The 15,255-nt window shown below is 55.3% G+C and carries 15 protein-coding genes and 1 tRNA gene; 10 read left to right on the plus strand and 6 right to left on the minus strand.

What is annotated here, in order from left to right; translation table 11 throughout:
• Nucleotides 1-7: 7 nt before the first annotated feature.
• Nucleotides 8-667 (minus strand): DsbA family oxidoreductase, encoded by a 660-nt coding sequence (locus AC2FLU_RS06625; protein ID WP_496811916.1) that lies wholly within the window; start codon nucleotides 665-667, stop codon nucleotides 8-10.
• Nucleotides 668-808: 141 nt separating this feature from the next.
• On the opposite strand from AC2FLU_RS06625, the gene AC2FLU_RS06630 reads away from it, so the two are divergent.
• The 5 genes from AC2FLU_RS06630 to AC2FLU_RS06650 all read left to right on the plus strand — a co-directional run bounded on the left by AC2FLU_RS06630 (nucleotide 809) and on the right by AC2FLU_RS06650 (nucleotide 6,741).
• Nucleotides 809-895: transfer RNA gene (locus AC2FLU_RS06630), tRNA-Leu, on the plus strand.
• Nucleotides 896-1,085: 190 nt separating this feature from the next.
• Complete coding sequence (locus tag AC2FLU_RS06635) at nucleotides 1,086-2,966, plus strand: glycosyltransferase family 2 protein (protein ID WP_496811917.1); 1,881 nt, start codon at nucleotides 1,086-1,088, stop codon at nucleotides 2,964-2,966.
• 94 nt (nucleotides 2,967-3,060) lie between these two features.
• Nucleotides 3,061-3,732 carry a class I SAM-dependent methyltransferase gene (locus AC2FLU_RS06640; RefSeq protein WP_480476586.1) on the plus strand — a complete coding sequence of 224 codons (672 nt, stop codon included), beginning with the start codon at nucleotides 3,061-3,063 and terminating at the stop codon, nucleotides 3,730-3,732.
• A gap of 22 nt (nucleotides 3,733-3,754) precedes the next feature.
• Nucleotides 3,755-4,807: a glycosyltransferase family 2 protein gene (locus tag AC2FLU_RS06645; RefSeq protein WP_496808590.1), complete on the plus strand. Its 1,053-nt coding sequence runs from the start codon at nucleotides 3,755-3,757 to the stop codon at nucleotides 4,805-4,807.
• Nucleotides 4,808-4,833: 26 nt separating this feature from the next.
• Nucleotides 4,834-6,741 (plus strand): ATP-grasp fold amidoligase family protein, encoded by a 1,908-nt coding sequence (locus AC2FLU_RS06650; RefSeq protein ID WP_496808589.1) that lies wholly within the window; start codon nucleotides 4,834-4,836, stop codon nucleotides 6,739-6,741.
• A 5-nt stretch (nucleotides 6,742-6,746) separates the two neighbouring features.
• On the opposite strand, the gene AC2FLU_RS06655 is transcribed toward AC2FLU_RS06650, so the two are convergent.
• On the minus strand, nucleotides 6,747-7,049 hold the full coding sequence (locus tag AC2FLU_RS06655) for a DUF6476 family protein (RefSeq protein WP_480493405.1): 303 nt from the start codon (nucleotides 7,047-7,049) through the stop codon (nucleotides 6,747-6,749).
• Here AC2FLU_RS06655 and AC2FLU_RS06660 point away from each other — a divergent pair.
• From AC2FLU_RS06660 to AC2FLU_RS06675, 4 genes are all read left to right on the plus strand, one after another.
• The gene (locus AC2FLU_RS06660) at nucleotides 7,048-8,085 is read left to right on the plus strand and encodes an RluA family pseudouridine synthase (protein WP_480624346.1); all 1,038 of its coding nucleotides are present in this window, start codon (nucleotides 7,048-7,050) and stop codon (nucleotides 8,083-8,085) included. The genes AC2FLU_RS06655 and AC2FLU_RS06660 overlap by 2 nt on opposite strands.
• A gap of 142 nt (nucleotides 8,086-8,227) precedes the next feature.
• Nucleotides 8,228-9,124, plus strand: a complete 897-nt coding sequence (gene rpoH / locus AC2FLU_RS06665; RefSeq protein ID WP_480476596.1) for an RNA polymerase sigma factor RpoH — start codon at nucleotides 8,228-8,230, stop codon at nucleotides 9,122-9,124.
• Nucleotides 9,125-9,401: 277 nt separating this feature from the next.
• The gene (locus tag AC2FLU_RS06670) at nucleotides 9,402-10,376 is read left to right on the plus strand and encodes a Gfo/Idh/MocA family protein (protein WP_480554715.1); all 975 of its coding nucleotides are present in this window, start codon (nucleotides 9,402-9,404) and stop codon (nucleotides 10,374-10,376) included.
• Between the two features lie 59 nt (nucleotides 10,377-10,435).
• Nucleotides 10,436-10,705: a DksA/TraR family C4-type zinc finger protein gene (locus AC2FLU_RS06675; protein ID WP_480476600.1), complete on the plus strand. Its 270-nt coding sequence runs from the start codon at nucleotides 10,436-10,438 to the stop codon at nucleotides 10,703-10,705.
• Between the two features lie 53 nt (nucleotides 10,706-10,758).
• On the opposite strand, the gene AC2FLU_RS06680 is transcribed toward AC2FLU_RS06675, so the two are convergent.
• From AC2FLU_RS06680 to AC2FLU_RS06695, 4 genes are all read right to left on the minus strand, one after another.
• Nucleotides 10,759-11,301, minus strand: a complete 543-nt coding sequence (locus tag AC2FLU_RS06680; RefSeq protein ID WP_496808588.1) for a hypothetical protein — start codon at nucleotides 11,299-11,301, stop codon at nucleotides 10,759-10,761.
• Between the two features lie 130 nt (nucleotides 11,302-11,431).
• A complete protein-coding gene (locus tag AC2FLU_RS06685; RefSeq protein ID WP_480476604.1) occupies nucleotides 11,432-13,252 on the minus strand; it encodes a M3 family oligoendopeptidase in 1,821 nt (606 codons plus the stop codon).
• A gap of 85 nt (nucleotides 13,253-13,337) precedes the next feature.
• Complete coding sequence (locus AC2FLU_RS06690; protein WP_496715186.1) at nucleotides 13,338-14,312, minus strand: alpha/beta hydrolase; 975 nt, start codon at nucleotides 14,310-14,312, stop codon at nucleotides 13,338-13,340.
• Entirely contained in the window at nucleotides 14,312-14,602 is a 291-nt protein-coding gene (locus tag AC2FLU_RS06695) for an SCP2 sterol-binding domain-containing protein (RefSeq protein ID WP_480516666.1), read from the minus strand. Before AC2FLU_RS06695 ends, AC2FLU_RS06690 begins: the two co-directional genes overlap by 1 nt.
• Before the next feature lie 69 nt (nucleotides 14,603-14,671).
• Here AC2FLU_RS06695 and AC2FLU_RS06700 point away from each other — a divergent pair, with 69 nt between their 5' ends.
• Nucleotides 14,672-15,241, plus strand: a complete 570-nt coding sequence (locus AC2FLU_RS06700) for a tetratricopeptide repeat protein (RefSeq protein WP_496715187.1) — start codon at nucleotides 14,672-14,674, stop codon at nucleotides 15,239-15,241.
• Nucleotides 15,242-15,255 lie beyond the last annotated feature (14 nt).

The following is a 15,255-nucleotide window of genomic DNA, read 5'->3' on the forward strand; positions in this document are numbered from 1 at the left end:
AGAGGGGTCAGGCCGCTTCGGTCAAACACTGTTGCAGCACCCGGGAATAGGTATCGACCCCTTGCGCGCCGGTCAGCAGGTATTTTCCGCCAAACACCATGGACGGCACACCTGAAATACCCCTGCTGGTCCAGAATTGCTGTTTCTCTCGCACCAAGGCGATGTGTTCGCCGGTCTCAAGCACCTGACGTGCAGCATCAGGGTTCAGCCCGGCAGACGTGACGGCCTGCAACAGAGCCTCAACGTCGGACACATCCTGTTGCCGTGTGAAATATGCGTCGAAAAGCGCAAGCTTCAATTGGTGTTGCTGGCCCTGACATTCGGCCCAATCCAGCAACTGATGCGCCTTGATTGTATTCACGATCCGACTGTCTTCGTGAAAGTTGAAGGTGAACCCCAGTTCTGCTCCGATCGCCGTTAGCCTGTCACGTGCCTGCTGGCTCTGTTCGGGGGTCGAGCCATATTTCTCCGTGATGTGTTCCCGCAGGTTCTGCCCTTCAGGCGGCATGTTCGGGTTCAATTCGAACGGGTGCCAGCGAATTTGGGCCTGGATGCCCTGCTGTTTCAATGCCACGTCAAGCTGGCGAAACCCGACTATGCACCACGGGCACACGACGTCTGACACGATATCGATTTGGATGATGGCGCGGGTATCGGGCGAGGTCATCTGCGGCTCCTGTCAGATCGAAACTGTGTTGATCACCGGCTTAGATAGGACTGCTGCGAAGGTTTTTAAACCAGTGTGTTTTTGCCTCTTCACATCGCGTGCGCCAACGTCTATACGCCGCTCTACCAAGTCACAGGCAGTGCGGTCGTGGCGGAATTGGTAGACGCGCAGCGTTGAGGTCGCTGTGGGGTAACACCCGTGGAAGTTCGAGTCTTCTCGACCGCACCAAATCTTTTCGTATCCTGTGAAGTGCGGATCAGCTTATGCGAAGCTGACTTTGCCGTTCTTGTCTGTTCACTTGCATTGCAAATCCGTGGCCCGTAACTAAGCCATGTGTCGGGAAGCGCGCCATGCCTCTGCAATGATGCGATTTTTCCCTTCGTCCTGAATTTGCGGGCCATGGTTGCGGGTAGGTGCGATGAGACTTGTCATATCAACGATGAAAGACGAGGGGCCGTTCATCCTTGAATGGATCGCGTATTACCTTTCGATCGGGTTTACGCATTTCATCGTTAACTCGAATGACTGCTCCGACAGCACTGACGCGATTTTGAAAAGATGCGAGGAACTGGGTTTTCTGGCGCATATCGATAACCCCGGTCCCTGGAAGCATGGGCCGCAGGCGTCGGCCTATGCGAACGCTATGGAACATCCCTGGTACGCTGAAGCCGAGTGGATTCTGGTTTGTGATGTCGACGAATTTCTCGATATCCGTGTTGGGGACGGTACGCTGGACGATCTGTTTCGCACCTTTCCACATGCAGATGGCTTTGCCGCGATATGGCAGATGTTCGGACACAATGGGATTGTCGAGTTTGAAGACAAGTTTGTGATCGAACAATTCACATCTGCAGCAGAGTTGGGGGTGGTGACGCCGCAGAATGTGCGTGCCTTCAAATCGCTTGTCAGAAACAACGGGTCTTATCGGGCAATCAACACACACCGTCCGCGTGGCCCAATCGCCGGTAAGGCCGAAAGCTTTGCATGGATTGATGGTGACGGAGATCCCTTGCCACCTGCAATGCGGCGAAATGGTTGGTCCCATTCCACTACTGGCGCGGCCTTTGGGCAGCAGTTTTTCAGGATGAACCACTATGCCGTCCGATCCATCGAGAGTTATCTGATGAAGCGGCTGCGGGGGGATGTAAACACAACCGCGTTTCATCCCAAGATGGAGGCAACGGGACAAGCCTATTGGCACATGCATTGCTTCAACAAAGTTGAAGAATTATCGATCCTTTCCAAATTGGACCGCCTTGGAAAATCGTATGATGAACTACGTGCGGATCGTGTTCTGGGAGACTTGCACGAAAAAGCTGTTGCTTATCACAAGCGCCGTATCTCGGAGATACGTGAAACAGAGGCCGCACAGGGATTCATAACTCGGTACAAGAATTTTGCCGGGGGGCGATATATAAAGGCGCTGGATCTGGGCGTGATGGAAGAAGGCGATCTTTCCTTTGTTGCGGAGACCTACAAAGACCCCGAAGTTTCTTTCGCGCAAGTTGCGAAATGGACGCGTTTGGGCAAGATGTCCAAATCTGAAAACTCAAGACCCAATAACTACCCCTGGTTTACCCGGCTGGATTCCCTGGGAACGGCCATGGAGTACGAAGAAGCGGCGGCGCAGCATGCATTAATCACTGATGCAAAACAGGTGGACTTGCCGTTCGATCCGAAGGACTCATCTTTCCTGCCGCCAGTGTCTCCGGAGGTTGAAAGAACGAAAGAGCAGCGACAGCGGTTCTTGAGGTCAATCAGCGGCAAGAAGAACTGGGTTTTGATCGGGCATGTCGAGACCGAAATCGTAGAAGAAATACTTGCATTGGATGCAGTTGCGCAATTGACGATCATCGGGCCATGGGGGCTGTCGTGGGATACGTTCGCCTGCAAGGATACAACGCAAGATCCTAAACTTCAGGCCCTGGATCGCACCTTCTATGCATTGCTGGAGTACTTCCGTGAACCGATCGTCGCTGGGCGTCTGAGGGTCTACCGGGCGCTGCCGCCTTTGATGCTGAAGCTGTTTGAAGATCAAAGCGTTGGTGTCGTGATCATACGCGGGGTTCGGGCCGAGCGTGTCATGTTGCAGCTGTTGAACCGGATCGACAGGGTTCTGGCTCCGGGCGGAAGCATCGCCTTTACATCCTACAGGCGGGGCAAAGGGTCTTATTCCGGCATGTCTTCGGCTATCAACCGTTTTCTTGCGAGTAAAGCGAGTGACTATCGGGTTACAAGCCTCGAGCCTCCGTGGCTTGGTATCGACAAGTTGCCACCACTTTCCAAAAACGACACATAGCTTCTGGTTCTTGAAGCAACGACATGTTAGCCATTGCCCAATAAACAAAACGGGTTTCGCGAGAAATCAATACCCGTCTGCAAGTGAGGTCGAGATGTCAAACGAACCCAGAGTGATCGGTGCTGTTCCCGGCAGCCAGAATAAACCGAACGCAGACAAGGCAACCAAACGCAAGAATACAAAAGACGCGATCCGACGTACGTTCCTGACGCGCCTTCCCAAGGGTGGGGTGGCTGTTGAGATCGGTGTCTGGCAGGGCGAGTTTTCTCCGACAATCCTGAAGTTGCTTGAACCCAGTCAGTTGTTTCTGATCGACCCCTGGAAACATATTGGCGAGGAATCGCATACAACGGCGTTTGTCGGCAGGACCGAAGACGAAAAGATGGAAGCCATCTTCCAGAAGGTCGTCACGTCTTTCGAAAAAGAGATCGAGGAGGGCAAGGTTGGCATTATTCGCGATTTCTCGGTGCCAGCATTAAAGCTTTTTGACGATGAGAGCATTTCATTTGCCTATGTCGATGGGGATCATTCTTACGAAGGTGTTACTGCGGACCTAGAGGCGTTGTTTCCCAAGATCAAATCGGGTGGGATCATGGCGTTTGATGATTACCACCGCCGGGGGTGGTGGGGCGACGGAGTGATCCGGGCCGTCAACGAGTTTCTGGGCAAACACCCCCGTGAATTGCGTATCCGGGCAATTGCTGGTGCGCAGATCGCTATTGAAAAAATCACCCCGCAAGATGACAGCAAGAAACAGGGCGACTAAGCGTCTGGGGTGAATGGCAGTGATGAACAAGCCTGAAAAAATCCTCATCTCTGCGATGAAAAATGAGGGCCCGTACATTCTGGAATGGGTGGCTCATCATAAAGTTTTGGGTTTCGACAGGATCATTGTTTACACCAACGATTGCACGGACGGTACGAACAGAATTTTGCGCCGTCTTGAGGCCCTGGGTCATGTTGAGTTTCACAGGAACCGCGTTGGAACGGGCGGGATTCACAGATCAGCTCTGAGGCAGGCCCGCCGTTTGCCCGTCGTGAAAGAAGCCAAATGGGTCTATGTCTGCGATGCGGATGAGTTTCTGAATATTCATGTCGGAAACCATAAGGTGGACGACCTGATCGAGGCCACACCGGGCGTGGATGTCATTTCCATTCCATGGAAGATATTCTCGAACAGCGGTCGCCATGTGTTGCGCGACGCGCCAGTGACGCAGCAGTTTTTCGATGGTGAGTTGAAGTATGAGCAGGGCGGGGCGGGGCGCCGGTTCGTCAAATCGCTTTTCCGGCAGGGTGAAGTCTATCTCCGCTATGGTATGCACAACCCGCATCCCAAGTCCGAGTTTCAGGCAGGTGTATTCCGGTCTGTTCCCGGGGGGCACGCGAAAGAACCCGCACCCTTTGGGAACCATGTTGCACCGCCTTTTGGATTTGAGATTGCACAGATCAATCATTACGCGGTCCGCTCCACACAAGCCTATTTAGCCAAGCGCAGCCGTGGGCGGGCCAACCACTCCTCGCAGACGCTGGGAACGGAATACTGGGACCGCTGGAACAGGGGTGGCGCGACGGATGAGACAATCCTCAGGTACAAGGAGGACGTTGACGCGGTGATGGCAGAATTTCAGTCCGATGAACGGCTTGCACGGCTGCACCGAAAAGCATTCCTGTGGCACAAGGCGTTGATCGAGGACCTTCTCAAACAGCCAGAATACAACGCGCTTTACCAGACGCTTGTTAATAAGCCGGCTGTAGAATTTGTTGCAAAAGACCGCGGATTGCACGCGCGCCTTTCGGCGGACACTCAACCGTCCTCTAGCGAAAATCTGCCCGAGTCCTGAAAGACTTGCCTTCGGAGAAACAGCATATGGCTGCGGAAAGCACTCTTCCTACAATCGGAATGCTCTGGTTGGAAGGTCCTCTCAGTTTTCTGGAACAGATGTGCCTTTTGTCCTTTGTTGCGAACGGACACAGGGTCGTGCTGTTCCACTATGGCGAGATCGAAAACGTACCCGAAGGTATCGAACTGGTTTCGGCGAACGAGATTCACGAACCGCAGCAGTTCATCATGAACAACCAGTTCAAAACACCGGTCCCGCAGTCTGACATATTCAGGCTGCAACTGATGCAAAAAACCGATTTCCTCTGGTGCGACACAGATGTCGTTGCTTTGAAGCCTATCCCGAAAGCGGATCACGTGTTTGGTTTCTTCAATCGCACCACGATTTGCAACGCGATCATGCGGTTGCCATCCGATAGCCCTGCTTTGAAGGCATATACGGAATACAGCCTTGATCCATTCCCGATCCGCCCGTGGGTAGAAGGTGAGGAACGCGAAAAGCTGGAACGCCTGAAAAAGGCTGGTGAGTTGCCTCATGCCTCGGATCAGGCGCACAGTGTTTATGGACCAGAGGTCATGACATGGTTTTTACAGCATCATGGCGAGATAGGGCATGCCAGTCCACCTCCGGTCTTTTACCCTTTGCCGTTTCGGCAAACGGGTCAGGCGAACGACATTCATGCACGGGAATTTCGCGATAAGTACCTCAAGGATGAAACGCTAGCCGTCCATCTATGGGGGCGGCGGATGCGTTGGTGGATTGCAAAGGGTGTAAAACGTTATTCATTTCTGGACCGCAGGCTGCGCAGCTTGGGGATCAGACCCACCGACGCACCACTGCCACGTGGCGGCAGAAGGGCGCCGAAGCCTGTTAGTTTCCCCGATGTGCTTCCTGACTTAACGACGACGAAAGAAGAGATCAGTGCAGCGACTGGCGGATTGATGTCCGTTGCTTTGTTATCCGAACGCGAAGAGTACCTCAAATTCGCGCAGCTCGAGTTGGATAAAATCCAAAATCTTGGTCTTTACAGAGCACAGGATCAGTCGCGCGACGGCTTTCTGCGTGGTTGGGACCACTTTGCCAACGACCCGGCGCGTCTGAATGCGCTGATGCTATCTATCTTTAAGTTTTCTGAAGCGCACCGCCGTTTGCCAGACTTGAGTGCGCCGAAGACGCTTACAGAAAAACTCCTGGTCATGAAGATGTTTGGCGAGATGCCTGAAGTGTCGCCGGCAGACAGATTGACGGCGGAGAACTATATCCCGGAACCAGCCAGGAACCTTGTTACACCGGTGAAGCGCTATTGGGTCTCATCTTCGCCTGAGTTGCCGGAAGACCTCGACCTCGAGCCGGGCAGCTATTGGCTCAAATGCAATAACGGGCAGGGGCAAAACCATAGGGTCACCTGGCCCATGAACACAGAAGACCGCAACCTGGCCCAGGAAAAGCTTGCCAATTGGAACAATAAACCCATTCCCCACGGGTTTTGGGTGGCAGAATGGTGGTATTCCACGATTGAAACGCGCTATTTCCTTGAAGAGGATCTGGCGGCTGAAGGTCAGGACAACATCGATTGGAAATTCTGGGTTGTCGCCGGAAAGGTCCAGATTGTTCAGGTCGACCGGGACCGCTCTCGGGGACATGTGCAGATGATCCACGACCGGGATTTCAACTTCATCCCGAAAGAGCTGTATTTCCAGACAAGCGATGACACCGAGCCCAAGCCAAAGGTGTTTGACGATATGGTCGCAATCGCCGAAGCCGTCGGGCAACGTGTCGAATTTGCGCGGGTGGACCTCTATGTAATTGGCGACAAGATTTATCTGGGCGAAATCACGCTCTGCCCGTTTGGCGGAAAACGTAAGATGCGTACGCCCGAACTGGATGTGCAGATGGGTGAGGCCTGGGTCGGTACCCGTCTGTTCCCGAACTGATCCGGTTACTCGACGGCGATTTCCTGACGCAGCTTTCCTGTCGTCTTGTCAAAGATCAGGACGCGGTTGTCGTCGGTCACGACCGCATACCAGTTGGACCCGATGGTCAGGGCCTGTGCCCGCGCACCATCGGGTAAGTCGATCTGATCCGGCAAGGTGGGTGTGCGGTCCGATAGGCGGATGACAATCAGGGCGAATGTCACTAGAACCCCGCCAATCATCACCGCGGTCAGCAGCATGACCATCCGCCGCAGCAATCGCAGCTGCGGGGTTTCCTGCGGTTCTTGGGGTTCGGAAGGGACAGTCATGGGCACCCGCCAGATTGAGTTTCAGATCGCGGCCGATCCGCCGCCTCGCCTTGATAAGGCGCTTTCGCGGGATGTGCCAGACGGTGAAAACCTGTCGCGCACGCGGCTGGCGCGCCTGATCGAGGATGGCGCAGTTCGGATCGACGGAACCCGGATGCAGGACCCAAAGGCCAAAGTGTCCGAAGGGGCGCAGGTCGTCATAACTGTGGCCGAGGCTGAAGACAGCCACATCGGCGCAGAAGACATCCCGCTTGAAGTTGTTTTCGAAGACGCAGACGTGATCGTCGTCAACAAGCCAGCAGGCATGGTGGTGCACCCCGCGCCGGGCTCGCCCGGGGGTACGCTGGTCAACGCTTTGCTACACCATTGCGGTGAGGCTTTGTCAGGTGTTGGGGGGGTGAAACGCCCCGGTATCGTTCACCGGATCGACAAGGAAACCAGCGGTCTTCTGGTGGTCGCCAAATCAGACGCCGCACATCACGGGCTGGCCGAACAATTCGCAGCACATAGTGTCGAACGCTATTACCGCGCTGTGTGTTACGGGGTTCCGGATGCAAGTGATCCCCGTCTGCGAGGCGTCAAAGGGGTGAGCTTTGAGCCGGGAAACATCATGCGTGTGACCACCCAGCTTGCGCGGCACAAGACCGACCGCCAAAGGCAGGCGGTGTTGTTTCATGGCGGGCGTCACGCGGTGACACGCACGCGGGTAGTTGAAACATTTGGCACGCCTGCTGGTCTTGCTCTGATCGAATGCTGGCTCGAGACCGGGCGAACGCACCAGATCCGTGTTCATATGACCCATGCCGGGCATGGGCTTGTCGGGGATCCGATCTATGGTGGCAAGCGGAAACTGGCCACCAGGGCGTTTACGCCCGCCGCTGCCGAATGCGTGTACGACTTTCCCCGGCAGGCGCTTCACGCCGCCGTATTGGGGTTCGAGCACCCGGTGACGGGCGAACACCTGCGGTTTGAGGCCGAACTGCCGCAAGACATGGAGAACCTGATTGCCGCGCTTCGCGCGCCGCTGACACAATAAGCAAAGTCCTGTGAGTAAGAGTTTCTTATCTTTCCTTCATGAAAGATTAATTTCAGACTGTTAGCAGCACCTCTTGAACAGGATGGGTTCTTTACCCATATCCTATGTTAAAGACTTAAACATTTGTCGGAGGGACATCATAATGGCAAATTACGCAAATCTCCCCGCGCCGACGCCCGAGGGCGGCCTGAACCGCTATATGCAGGAGATTCGCAAGTTTCCCCTGCTTGAGCCGGAAGAAGAATATATGCTGGCCAAGCGCTGGGTCGAAGAGCAGGACACAGAAGCCGCGCATAAGATGGTGACATCGCACCTGCGGCTGGCGGCCAAGATTGCCATGGGATATCGCGGCTACGGTTTGCCGCAAGCCGAAGTGATTTCCGAAGCCAATGTGGGCCTGATGCAGGCGGTCAAACGTTTTGACCCTGAAAAAGGCTTCCGTCTGGCCACATATGCCATGTGGTGGATTCGCGCCTCGATTCAGGAATATATCCTGCGGTCGTGGTCGCTGGTTAAACTGGGCACAACCTCGGCGCAGAAAAAGCTGTTCTTTAACCTGCGCAAAGCCAAAGCGCGCATCGGCGCCCTGGAAGAGGGCGACTTGCGTCCGGAAAATGTCGCGCAAATCGCCAATGATCTGGGTGTGACCGAAGAGGAAGTGATCAGCATGAACCGCCGCATGTCCGGCGGGGACGCGTCTCTGAACGCCACGGTCGGGTCCGAAGGCGAAGGCACGATGCAATGGCAGGATTGGCTTGAGGATGAAGATGCCGACCAGGCCGGAGATTATGAGGCGCGCGATGAGCTGGAAGCGCGTCGCGAGTTGCTGGCTGCGGCGCTTGACGTGTTGAACGACCGTGAAAAGGATATCCTGACTCAGCGCAGGTTGCTGGATCAGCCGGTGACGCTGGAGGACCTCAGCGCCCAATATAATGTCAGCCGCGAGCGGATCCGACAGATCGAAGTTCGCGCGTTCGAGAAACTGCAAAGGAAAATGCGGGATCTTGCGCGTGAAAAAGGGATGCTGGGTGTCAGCTGACCACGATACCAGCCTGCTGCAATAGCTGCGGGCTGGTTTTTTGCATTTGTGCGAAGAAACCTCCTCTACGCGCACATGCCCGGCGCATCCTGACGACTCATTACCAGTTGATCGTCTGAGGCCGCTATCCTGACTGTGAAGCCAAAAGAATGGCCGCAGGGTCAAAGCTATGGTAGGGCAAAGACGCGTTTCATTTCGATGACGGTGTGACAGGTCGATCCTGCGGACCTCGCAGGGGAACGAACCCTTTGGGGTTCGAACATCTATGGAGAGCGTTATGCAAAAACCGGTTCAGTTTGGCGTGTTGGGAGCCGCGAAATTCGCGCGTGAATACATGGCACCGGCGATACATGCCTCCAACGGGGCGCGATTGGCTGCGCTGGCGACGTCGGATGCGGTAAAGGCTGAACCTTTTTTGTCTTTCTGTCCCGACCTGAACATGTTCGACAGCTATGATGCGCTGTTGGCAGACCCCGGTATCGACGCGGTCTACATTCCACTGCCGAACCACCTTCATGTGGAATGGAGCCTGAAAGCGCTGGATGCCGGCAAACATGTGCTCTGCGAAAAGCCAATGACAATGAAGGCGGATGAGTTTGACGCATTGATCCAAAAGCGCGACGAAAGCGGCCTGCTTGCTGCCGAGGCGTATATGATCGTGCACCACCCCCAATGGCAATTGGCACGCAAACTGATTGCGGATGGCGCAATCGGAAATCTGGTGCATGTAACCGGGGCGTTCAGCTTCGACAATCGGGCAGATACCCAGAATATTCGAAACCGTGCTGAAACGGGCGGCGGCGGATTGCGTGACATCGGTGTTTACGTGATCGGCGGCGCCCGGTTTGCTACGGGGCAGGAACCTGTGGCGATACAGTCAGCCATCCGTTGGCAGGATGAAATCGACATCTTCACCGAAATTCGCGCGCAGTTCCCCGGTTTTACCTACTCAAGCTACGTGTCCATTCGGATGCATCCCCATCAGGAAATGGTGTTTCACGGGGACAATGGCCTGATCCGCCTGACAACACCGTTTAATGCGCGTGTGTTTGGTGAAGCCCGGGTCGAGTTGCATCGCCCGGGGCTTGAGGTACTGGTTACCCGATTCCCCGGAGCGGACCATTACAAGCTTCAGGTCGAGGCCTTCTGCCGCTCGGTCAGGGAAGGGGTAGAGTATCCCTGTCCGCTGGAGTTTTCTCGGGGGACGCAAGAGGTGATTGATCGTGTGTTCGCGGGTGCAGTTTCGCTGTAACTTGCCCTTTGCGCGCGGGCTCGGCTATCCTTTTGCGTACGTTTAGCAGGAGATGACCCATGGCCGGAGGCTGGGCGCGCGACGGCGCAGTAAACGAACAGATCGAAGCGTCGATTTCGGATGAGTTGGCGCGGATGCAGGCGCAAAAGCGGCCTGTTGGTGAAAGCCTGACCCATTGCGCCGAATGCGAAGAGACGATCCCTGAAAAACGCCGCGTTGCTTTGCCGGGCGTGAAGCTGTGCCTTGAGTGCCAGCAGGAACGCGATGGCGCGTTCAAAGCGCGCGGCGGCGTCAATCGGCGGGGGTCGAAGGACAGTCAGCTGAAGTGAGTTCGGGTTTGGCTTCTAAGAGCCCTGACTTATAAGCTACGCAAACTGTTCGATCACCAGAATATTGTAAGCTTTGCCATATGCTCTCGAAACATTCCCAGGGCATCAATTGGTAAGATTGCACCATCTTCGAGCAAAATCTTGGTTCGGATTAGTTCAGGGCCAAACTCTCGTTCATGGTAAAAGAACACGATTTCGATTTCTCGCTGACTTGCAATGTCTTGCTCAGAGGCAAATCCTGACAAAGAACCTCCACGCATACGTGCTGGACGTGTTTTCAGGCATTGACCGGCGCCGCTTACTACCAATTCCGCGCAATAAATCTTGCGTTCTGAAAGATACCTTTCGGTCAAACTTCCATAGTGTTCAGACGTGTAAGGCTTGATGGTTTCCAAGAGAGCTGTGACCGGAGAAGCGCACTCTAAGCAGGTGTACTTGATAAATGCCTCATTGAACTCGGCTGACCAGATTTCCTCTCTTTCCATGTTGGCGATAAGGTATGACCCTTCAAGGCGACCAAACCGAGTGCCTTCTGCACAGCTTGATTGTGCAAATAGAATTGAGGCGACAACTATAAATTGAGTAAGAAGTTTCAATGGCCATCCCGCATTCAAGGCTACGTTTCTTCACTGAGATATAGCTTTTTCATAAAGCCTGATCCAAAATTGCCGGGCATGGCAGGTTTTTTCCGCAAGGCAGATGTCGCCGCCCTCTGTCGAGGGCGTCTCAGCCCTCCATCGCCTCCAACTCGTCGATAAAGCCTGAGATCATCGACAGGCCCTTGTCCCAGAACTTGGGGTCGCTGGCGTCCAGACCGAACGGGGCCAGCAGTTCCTTGTGGTGCATCGAACCACCAGCGCGCAGCATGTCGAAATACTTGTCCTCAAACCCATCCGCGCCGCTTTCGTAAACAGAATAAAGCGCATTCACGAGGCCGTCGCCGAAGGCATAGGCATAGACGTAAAAGGGCGAGTGAACGAAGTGTGGGATGTATGCCCAGAAGGTCTCGTACCCGTCCATGAATTCAAATGCGGGGCCAAGGCTTTCGGCCTGTACACTCATCCAAAGGGCGTTGATGTCATCCGGGGTCAGCTCGCCCTCACGTCGGGCAGCGTGCAGCTTGCATTCAAAGTCGTAGAAGGCGATCTGTCGGACCACCGTGTTGATCATATCTTCGACCTTGCCAGCCAGCAGAACCTTGCGCTGTTCCGGGGTTTCCGCCTGTTCCAGCATCTTGCGGAAGGTCAGCATCTCACCAAAGACCGAGGCAGTTTCCGCCAGCGTCAGCGGGGTGGATGACAACATCTCGCCCTGGCCTGCGGCCAGCACCTGATGGACGCCGTGTCCCAGTTCATGAGCAAGCGTCATCACATCGCGCGGTTTGCCCAGATAGTTGAGCATCACATAGGGGTGGACATCCGTAACTGTCGGATGGGCGAAGGCCCCCGGCGCTTTGCCCGGTTTCACCGCCGCGTCGATCCATCCTTTTGAGAAGAAAGGCGCCGCGATTTCGCCCATGCGGGGATCAAAGGCATCATACGCGTTCATCACCGTCTTTTGGGCCTCTTCCCAATTCACGATACGCGTGTCTTCCATGGGCAGGGGCGCGTTGCGGTCCCAGACCTGCATGACGTCCAGTCCAAGCCACTTGCGCTTCAGCTCATAATAGCGATGGCTCAGCTTGGGGTAGGCGGCCACGACCGCCTCGCGCAGGGCCTCGACCACTTCGGGTTCGACGTCGTTCGACAGGTGACGCCCGGTCTGAGCGGTCGGCATCTTGCGCCAGCGATCAACGATTTCTTTCTCTTTGGCCTGCGTGTTGTGAACGCGGGCGAAGGTTTTGATGTTGTCCTGAAAAACCGATGCCAGTTCACGCGCCGCGGCCTCACGTTTCGCGCGGTCCTGTTCCGTCAGCAGATTCAGGGTGCCTTCGATGTTCAGTTCTTCACCGTCGACATGAAATGCCAGTCCGGCAATCGTTTCGTCGAACAGACGTTCCCACGCGTCGCCGACAACCCCCAGATCATGAAGGAACTTTTCCAGCTCATCAGACAGTTGGTAGGGCTTCATTGCACGGATGCGACGGAACACAGGTTCGTAGCGGGCGAGATCCGTGTTGGCCGCAAAATGCGCTTTCAGAACATCGTCTTCGATCCGGTTGATCTCGAGCGTGAAGAACACAAGCGGAGTGGTGAAGATCGTGATCTTTTCCTGCATATCCGACAGGAATTTGGCGCGCTCTGCGTCTGTGGTCAGTTGGTAATAGCGCAGACCTGCAAAGGACATGACACGCCCGGCGATGGCGTTGATCTTTTCGTTGCGATGCACACAGGTCAGCAGGTCTGCGGCCTCCAGATCGGCCAGCTTGCCTTCGTAATCGGCAGCAAATGCGGCACATTCGCCTTCCAGCCAATCCAGATCGCGCGCTAATTCGGGTGCGTTTTCCGAGGTGTAGAGATCGCTCAGATCCCATTCCGGAAGATTGCCCAGATTGCCGGAGCCACCGATTGCGTTCGCGTCACGGACAGGGAAAGGAAGGTCGCGCATGGATCACCTTTAGTAGACTGCTTTTGCAAACATCTAGGGCTGGCGCGCCCGGATCACAAGCGGCCAATCCCAAAGGTGAAAGGGTTTACGAGGAAACCAGCTCGGGTGCGCCATTGGCCTGATTGGCCAGAAAATGCGCCGCAATCTTGTCCAGCACCGGCCCCCGAACCTCGGGTGCTTCCATTAGTACCTCGTGTTCACCATCCGGAATTTCGATCAGCGTTCCGTTGGGCCAATTGGCCATGCGCGCACGAATTGCCTTGCGGTCAACGATTTGCTCATGGCTGCCCAGAAATGTCAGGCAGGGTGTCTGAGGGGCGGTCTGCTCCATTAACCAAGCACATTCATCCAGCGACTCGCGCAGCCACAGATTTGAAGGGGCACCAAGCGCGAGTTCTGGGTGTGCATTCAACTGATCCTGCATCATCCGGTACATGTCCGGGTCGCGGGTCAGCATGTTTCCCTCGAAAGGTTGCGACAGGACATAGCTTTTGAGTGTTGTGGTGGGGGGCGTTCGTTCGCCCAGGCCAAGCGCTGTGCCCCAATAGGCCGTAACGCGGCTTAGGGGTTTCATGACCGGAGTGAAGAAGATTCCCCACATTGGGCCCGTGAACGCGCAAGCGGCAAAACATCCTTTCTCGATGACGGCACGCAACCCGATTGCACCGCCCATCGAATGCCCGACCACGTACCATGGTTTTGGCAGATCCAGCGCGCTTGCAAGTTTCAGAGTGACCTGAACGTCCTGCTGGTAATCGGTGAACTGATCGACATGTCCGACCCGAGCATCGTCCAGCAATCGATCTGCAAGACCCTGACCGCGCCAGTCGACGGCCAGCATGGCGAACCCACGCTCTACGAATTCGCTGGCAGTAGTGCCGTATTTCTCAATGTATTCCGTGCGTCCAGGAAACATCATGACAGTGCCATGTACCTTTCCGTCCGGAAGCCAGTGAGCAACGCGAATGCGTTTTTGATCCGACGTTATCAACCAGTGGGCCTTTCCACCGGCGGGGCCGCCGGCCACGTCTTCAAACAAAGGGGCCGGCGAGAACTCCATCAGGCCAGTACCGATGCAAGTTTCATGGCAACACCCATGTCGCCATCAATGCTCAGCTTGCCGGACATGAATGCACCTGTCGGGTTCAATTCACCGCTGAGGATTTGTTCGAACGTGTCGGCATCAGCGCTTAGGGTGACATCAGCGTCATCGTCGCTGACCCGCGCGCCGTTGGAATCCAGGACAATGGCACCCAGATCGGCGATATCAAACTTGGCCGAGGCATCAAACGCGCCGCCTTCCAGTTTTTCATTCAGCGCGGCAGCTGCCTTTTCAAGTATCTCGCTCATGTTTTTCCTCATATTGTTAGTGCGCCGTGAATGGACATCCCCGGTCGCAACGCTACACTGATTATTGTTATGAGCATTGCAATCCACAATCTCAAAGGTATCGTCGCGGCACTTTTTGTCCTAGTCACGATTTCCTCCACTTGCCTCGCGCAACAGGCGGATTCGCGGAACGAGGGTGAATTGCTGCAACAACTTGCCCAATCGACGCCAGATCAGGCCATCGCTTTGGATCGGCAGTTGCAAGCCCTGTGGGCGCAGTCCGGTTCAGCATCGGCTGATCTGCTGCTAGAGCGTGGCCGTGAAGCGCTGGATGACGGCGACGTAGGTGCGGCATTGGAACACCTGACCGCCCTGACGGATCATGCGCCCGAATTCGCTGAAGGCTGGCATCTGCGCGCTTCGGCCTTTTTCGGAATCGAACGGTTTGGCATGGCCGCTGCCGATCTGGAGCATGCCCTGACCCTGAACCCCAACAATTACGAGGCAATCTATGGTCTGGGCCTGATCTTTGAGATTATCGGACAACCTGACAAAGCCTACGACGCCTATTCACGGGCATTGGCTATACATCCCCACCACGAAGAAGTAACCAATGCGGTGAATCGACTGAAGCCGCAGATCGACGGCGCAGCGCTGTAAGGTCCGGGCAGGGG

The sequence above is a fragment of the Ruegeria sp. SAZD013 genome (assembly GCF_059612525.1).

Bases quoted from the DNA above. Each gene is read 5' to 3' on its own strand.
- AC2FLU_RS06625 (WP_496811916.1), bottom strand. From the start codon at position 667: ATGACCTCGCCCGATACCCGCGCCATCATCCAAATCGATATCGTGTCA.
- AC2FLU_RS06635 (WP_496811917.1), top strand. From the start codon at position 1,086: ATGAGACTTGTCATATCAACGATGAAAGACGAGGGGCCGTTCATCCTT.
- AC2FLU_RS06640 (WP_480476586.1), top strand. From the start codon at position 3,061: ATGTCAAACGAACCCAGAGTGATCGGTGCTGTTCCCGGCAGCCAGAAT.
- AC2FLU_RS06645 (WP_496808590.1), top strand. From the start codon at position 3,755: ATGAACAAGCCTGAAAAAATCCTCATCTCTGCGATGAAAAATGAGGGC.
- AC2FLU_RS06650 (WP_496808589.1), top strand. From the start codon at position 4,834: ATGGCTGCGGAAAGCACTCTTCCTACAATCGGAATGCTCTGGTTGGAA.
- AC2FLU_RS06660 (WP_480624346.1), top strand. From the start codon at position 7,048: ATGGGCACCCGCCAGATTGAGTTTCAGATCGCGGCCGATCCGCCGCCT.
- AC2FLU_RS06655 (WP_480493405.1), bottom strand. From the start codon at position 7,049: ATGACTGTCCCTTCCGAACCCCAAGAACCGCAGGAAACCCCGCAGCTG.
- rpoH (WP_480476596.1), top strand. From the start codon at position 8,228: ATGGCAAATTACGCAAATCTCCCCGCGCCGACGCCCGAGGGCGGCCTG.
- AC2FLU_RS06670 (WP_480554715.1), top strand. From the start codon at position 9,402: ATGCAAAAACCGGTTCAGTTTGGCGTGTTGGGAGCCGCGAAATTCGCG.
- AC2FLU_RS06675 (WP_480476600.1), top strand. From the start codon at position 10,436: ATGGCCGGAGGCTGGGCGCGCGACGGCGCAGTAAACGAACAGATCGAA.
- AC2FLU_RS06685 (WP_480476604.1), bottom strand. From the start codon at position 13,252: ATGCGCGACCTTCCTTTCCCTGTCCGTGACGCGAACGCAATCGGTGGC.
- AC2FLU_RS06690 (WP_496715186.1), bottom strand. From the start codon at position 14,312: ATGGAGTTCTCGCCGGCCCCTTTGTTTGAAGACGTGGCCGGCGGCCCC.
- AC2FLU_RS06695 (WP_480516666.1), bottom strand. From the start codon at position 14,602: ATGAGCGAGATACTTGAAAAGGCAGCTGCCGCGCTGAATGAAAAACTG.
- AC2FLU_RS06700 (WP_496715187.1), top strand. From the start codon at position 14,672: ATGAGCATTGCAATCCACAATCTCAAAGGTATCGTCGCGGCACTTTTT.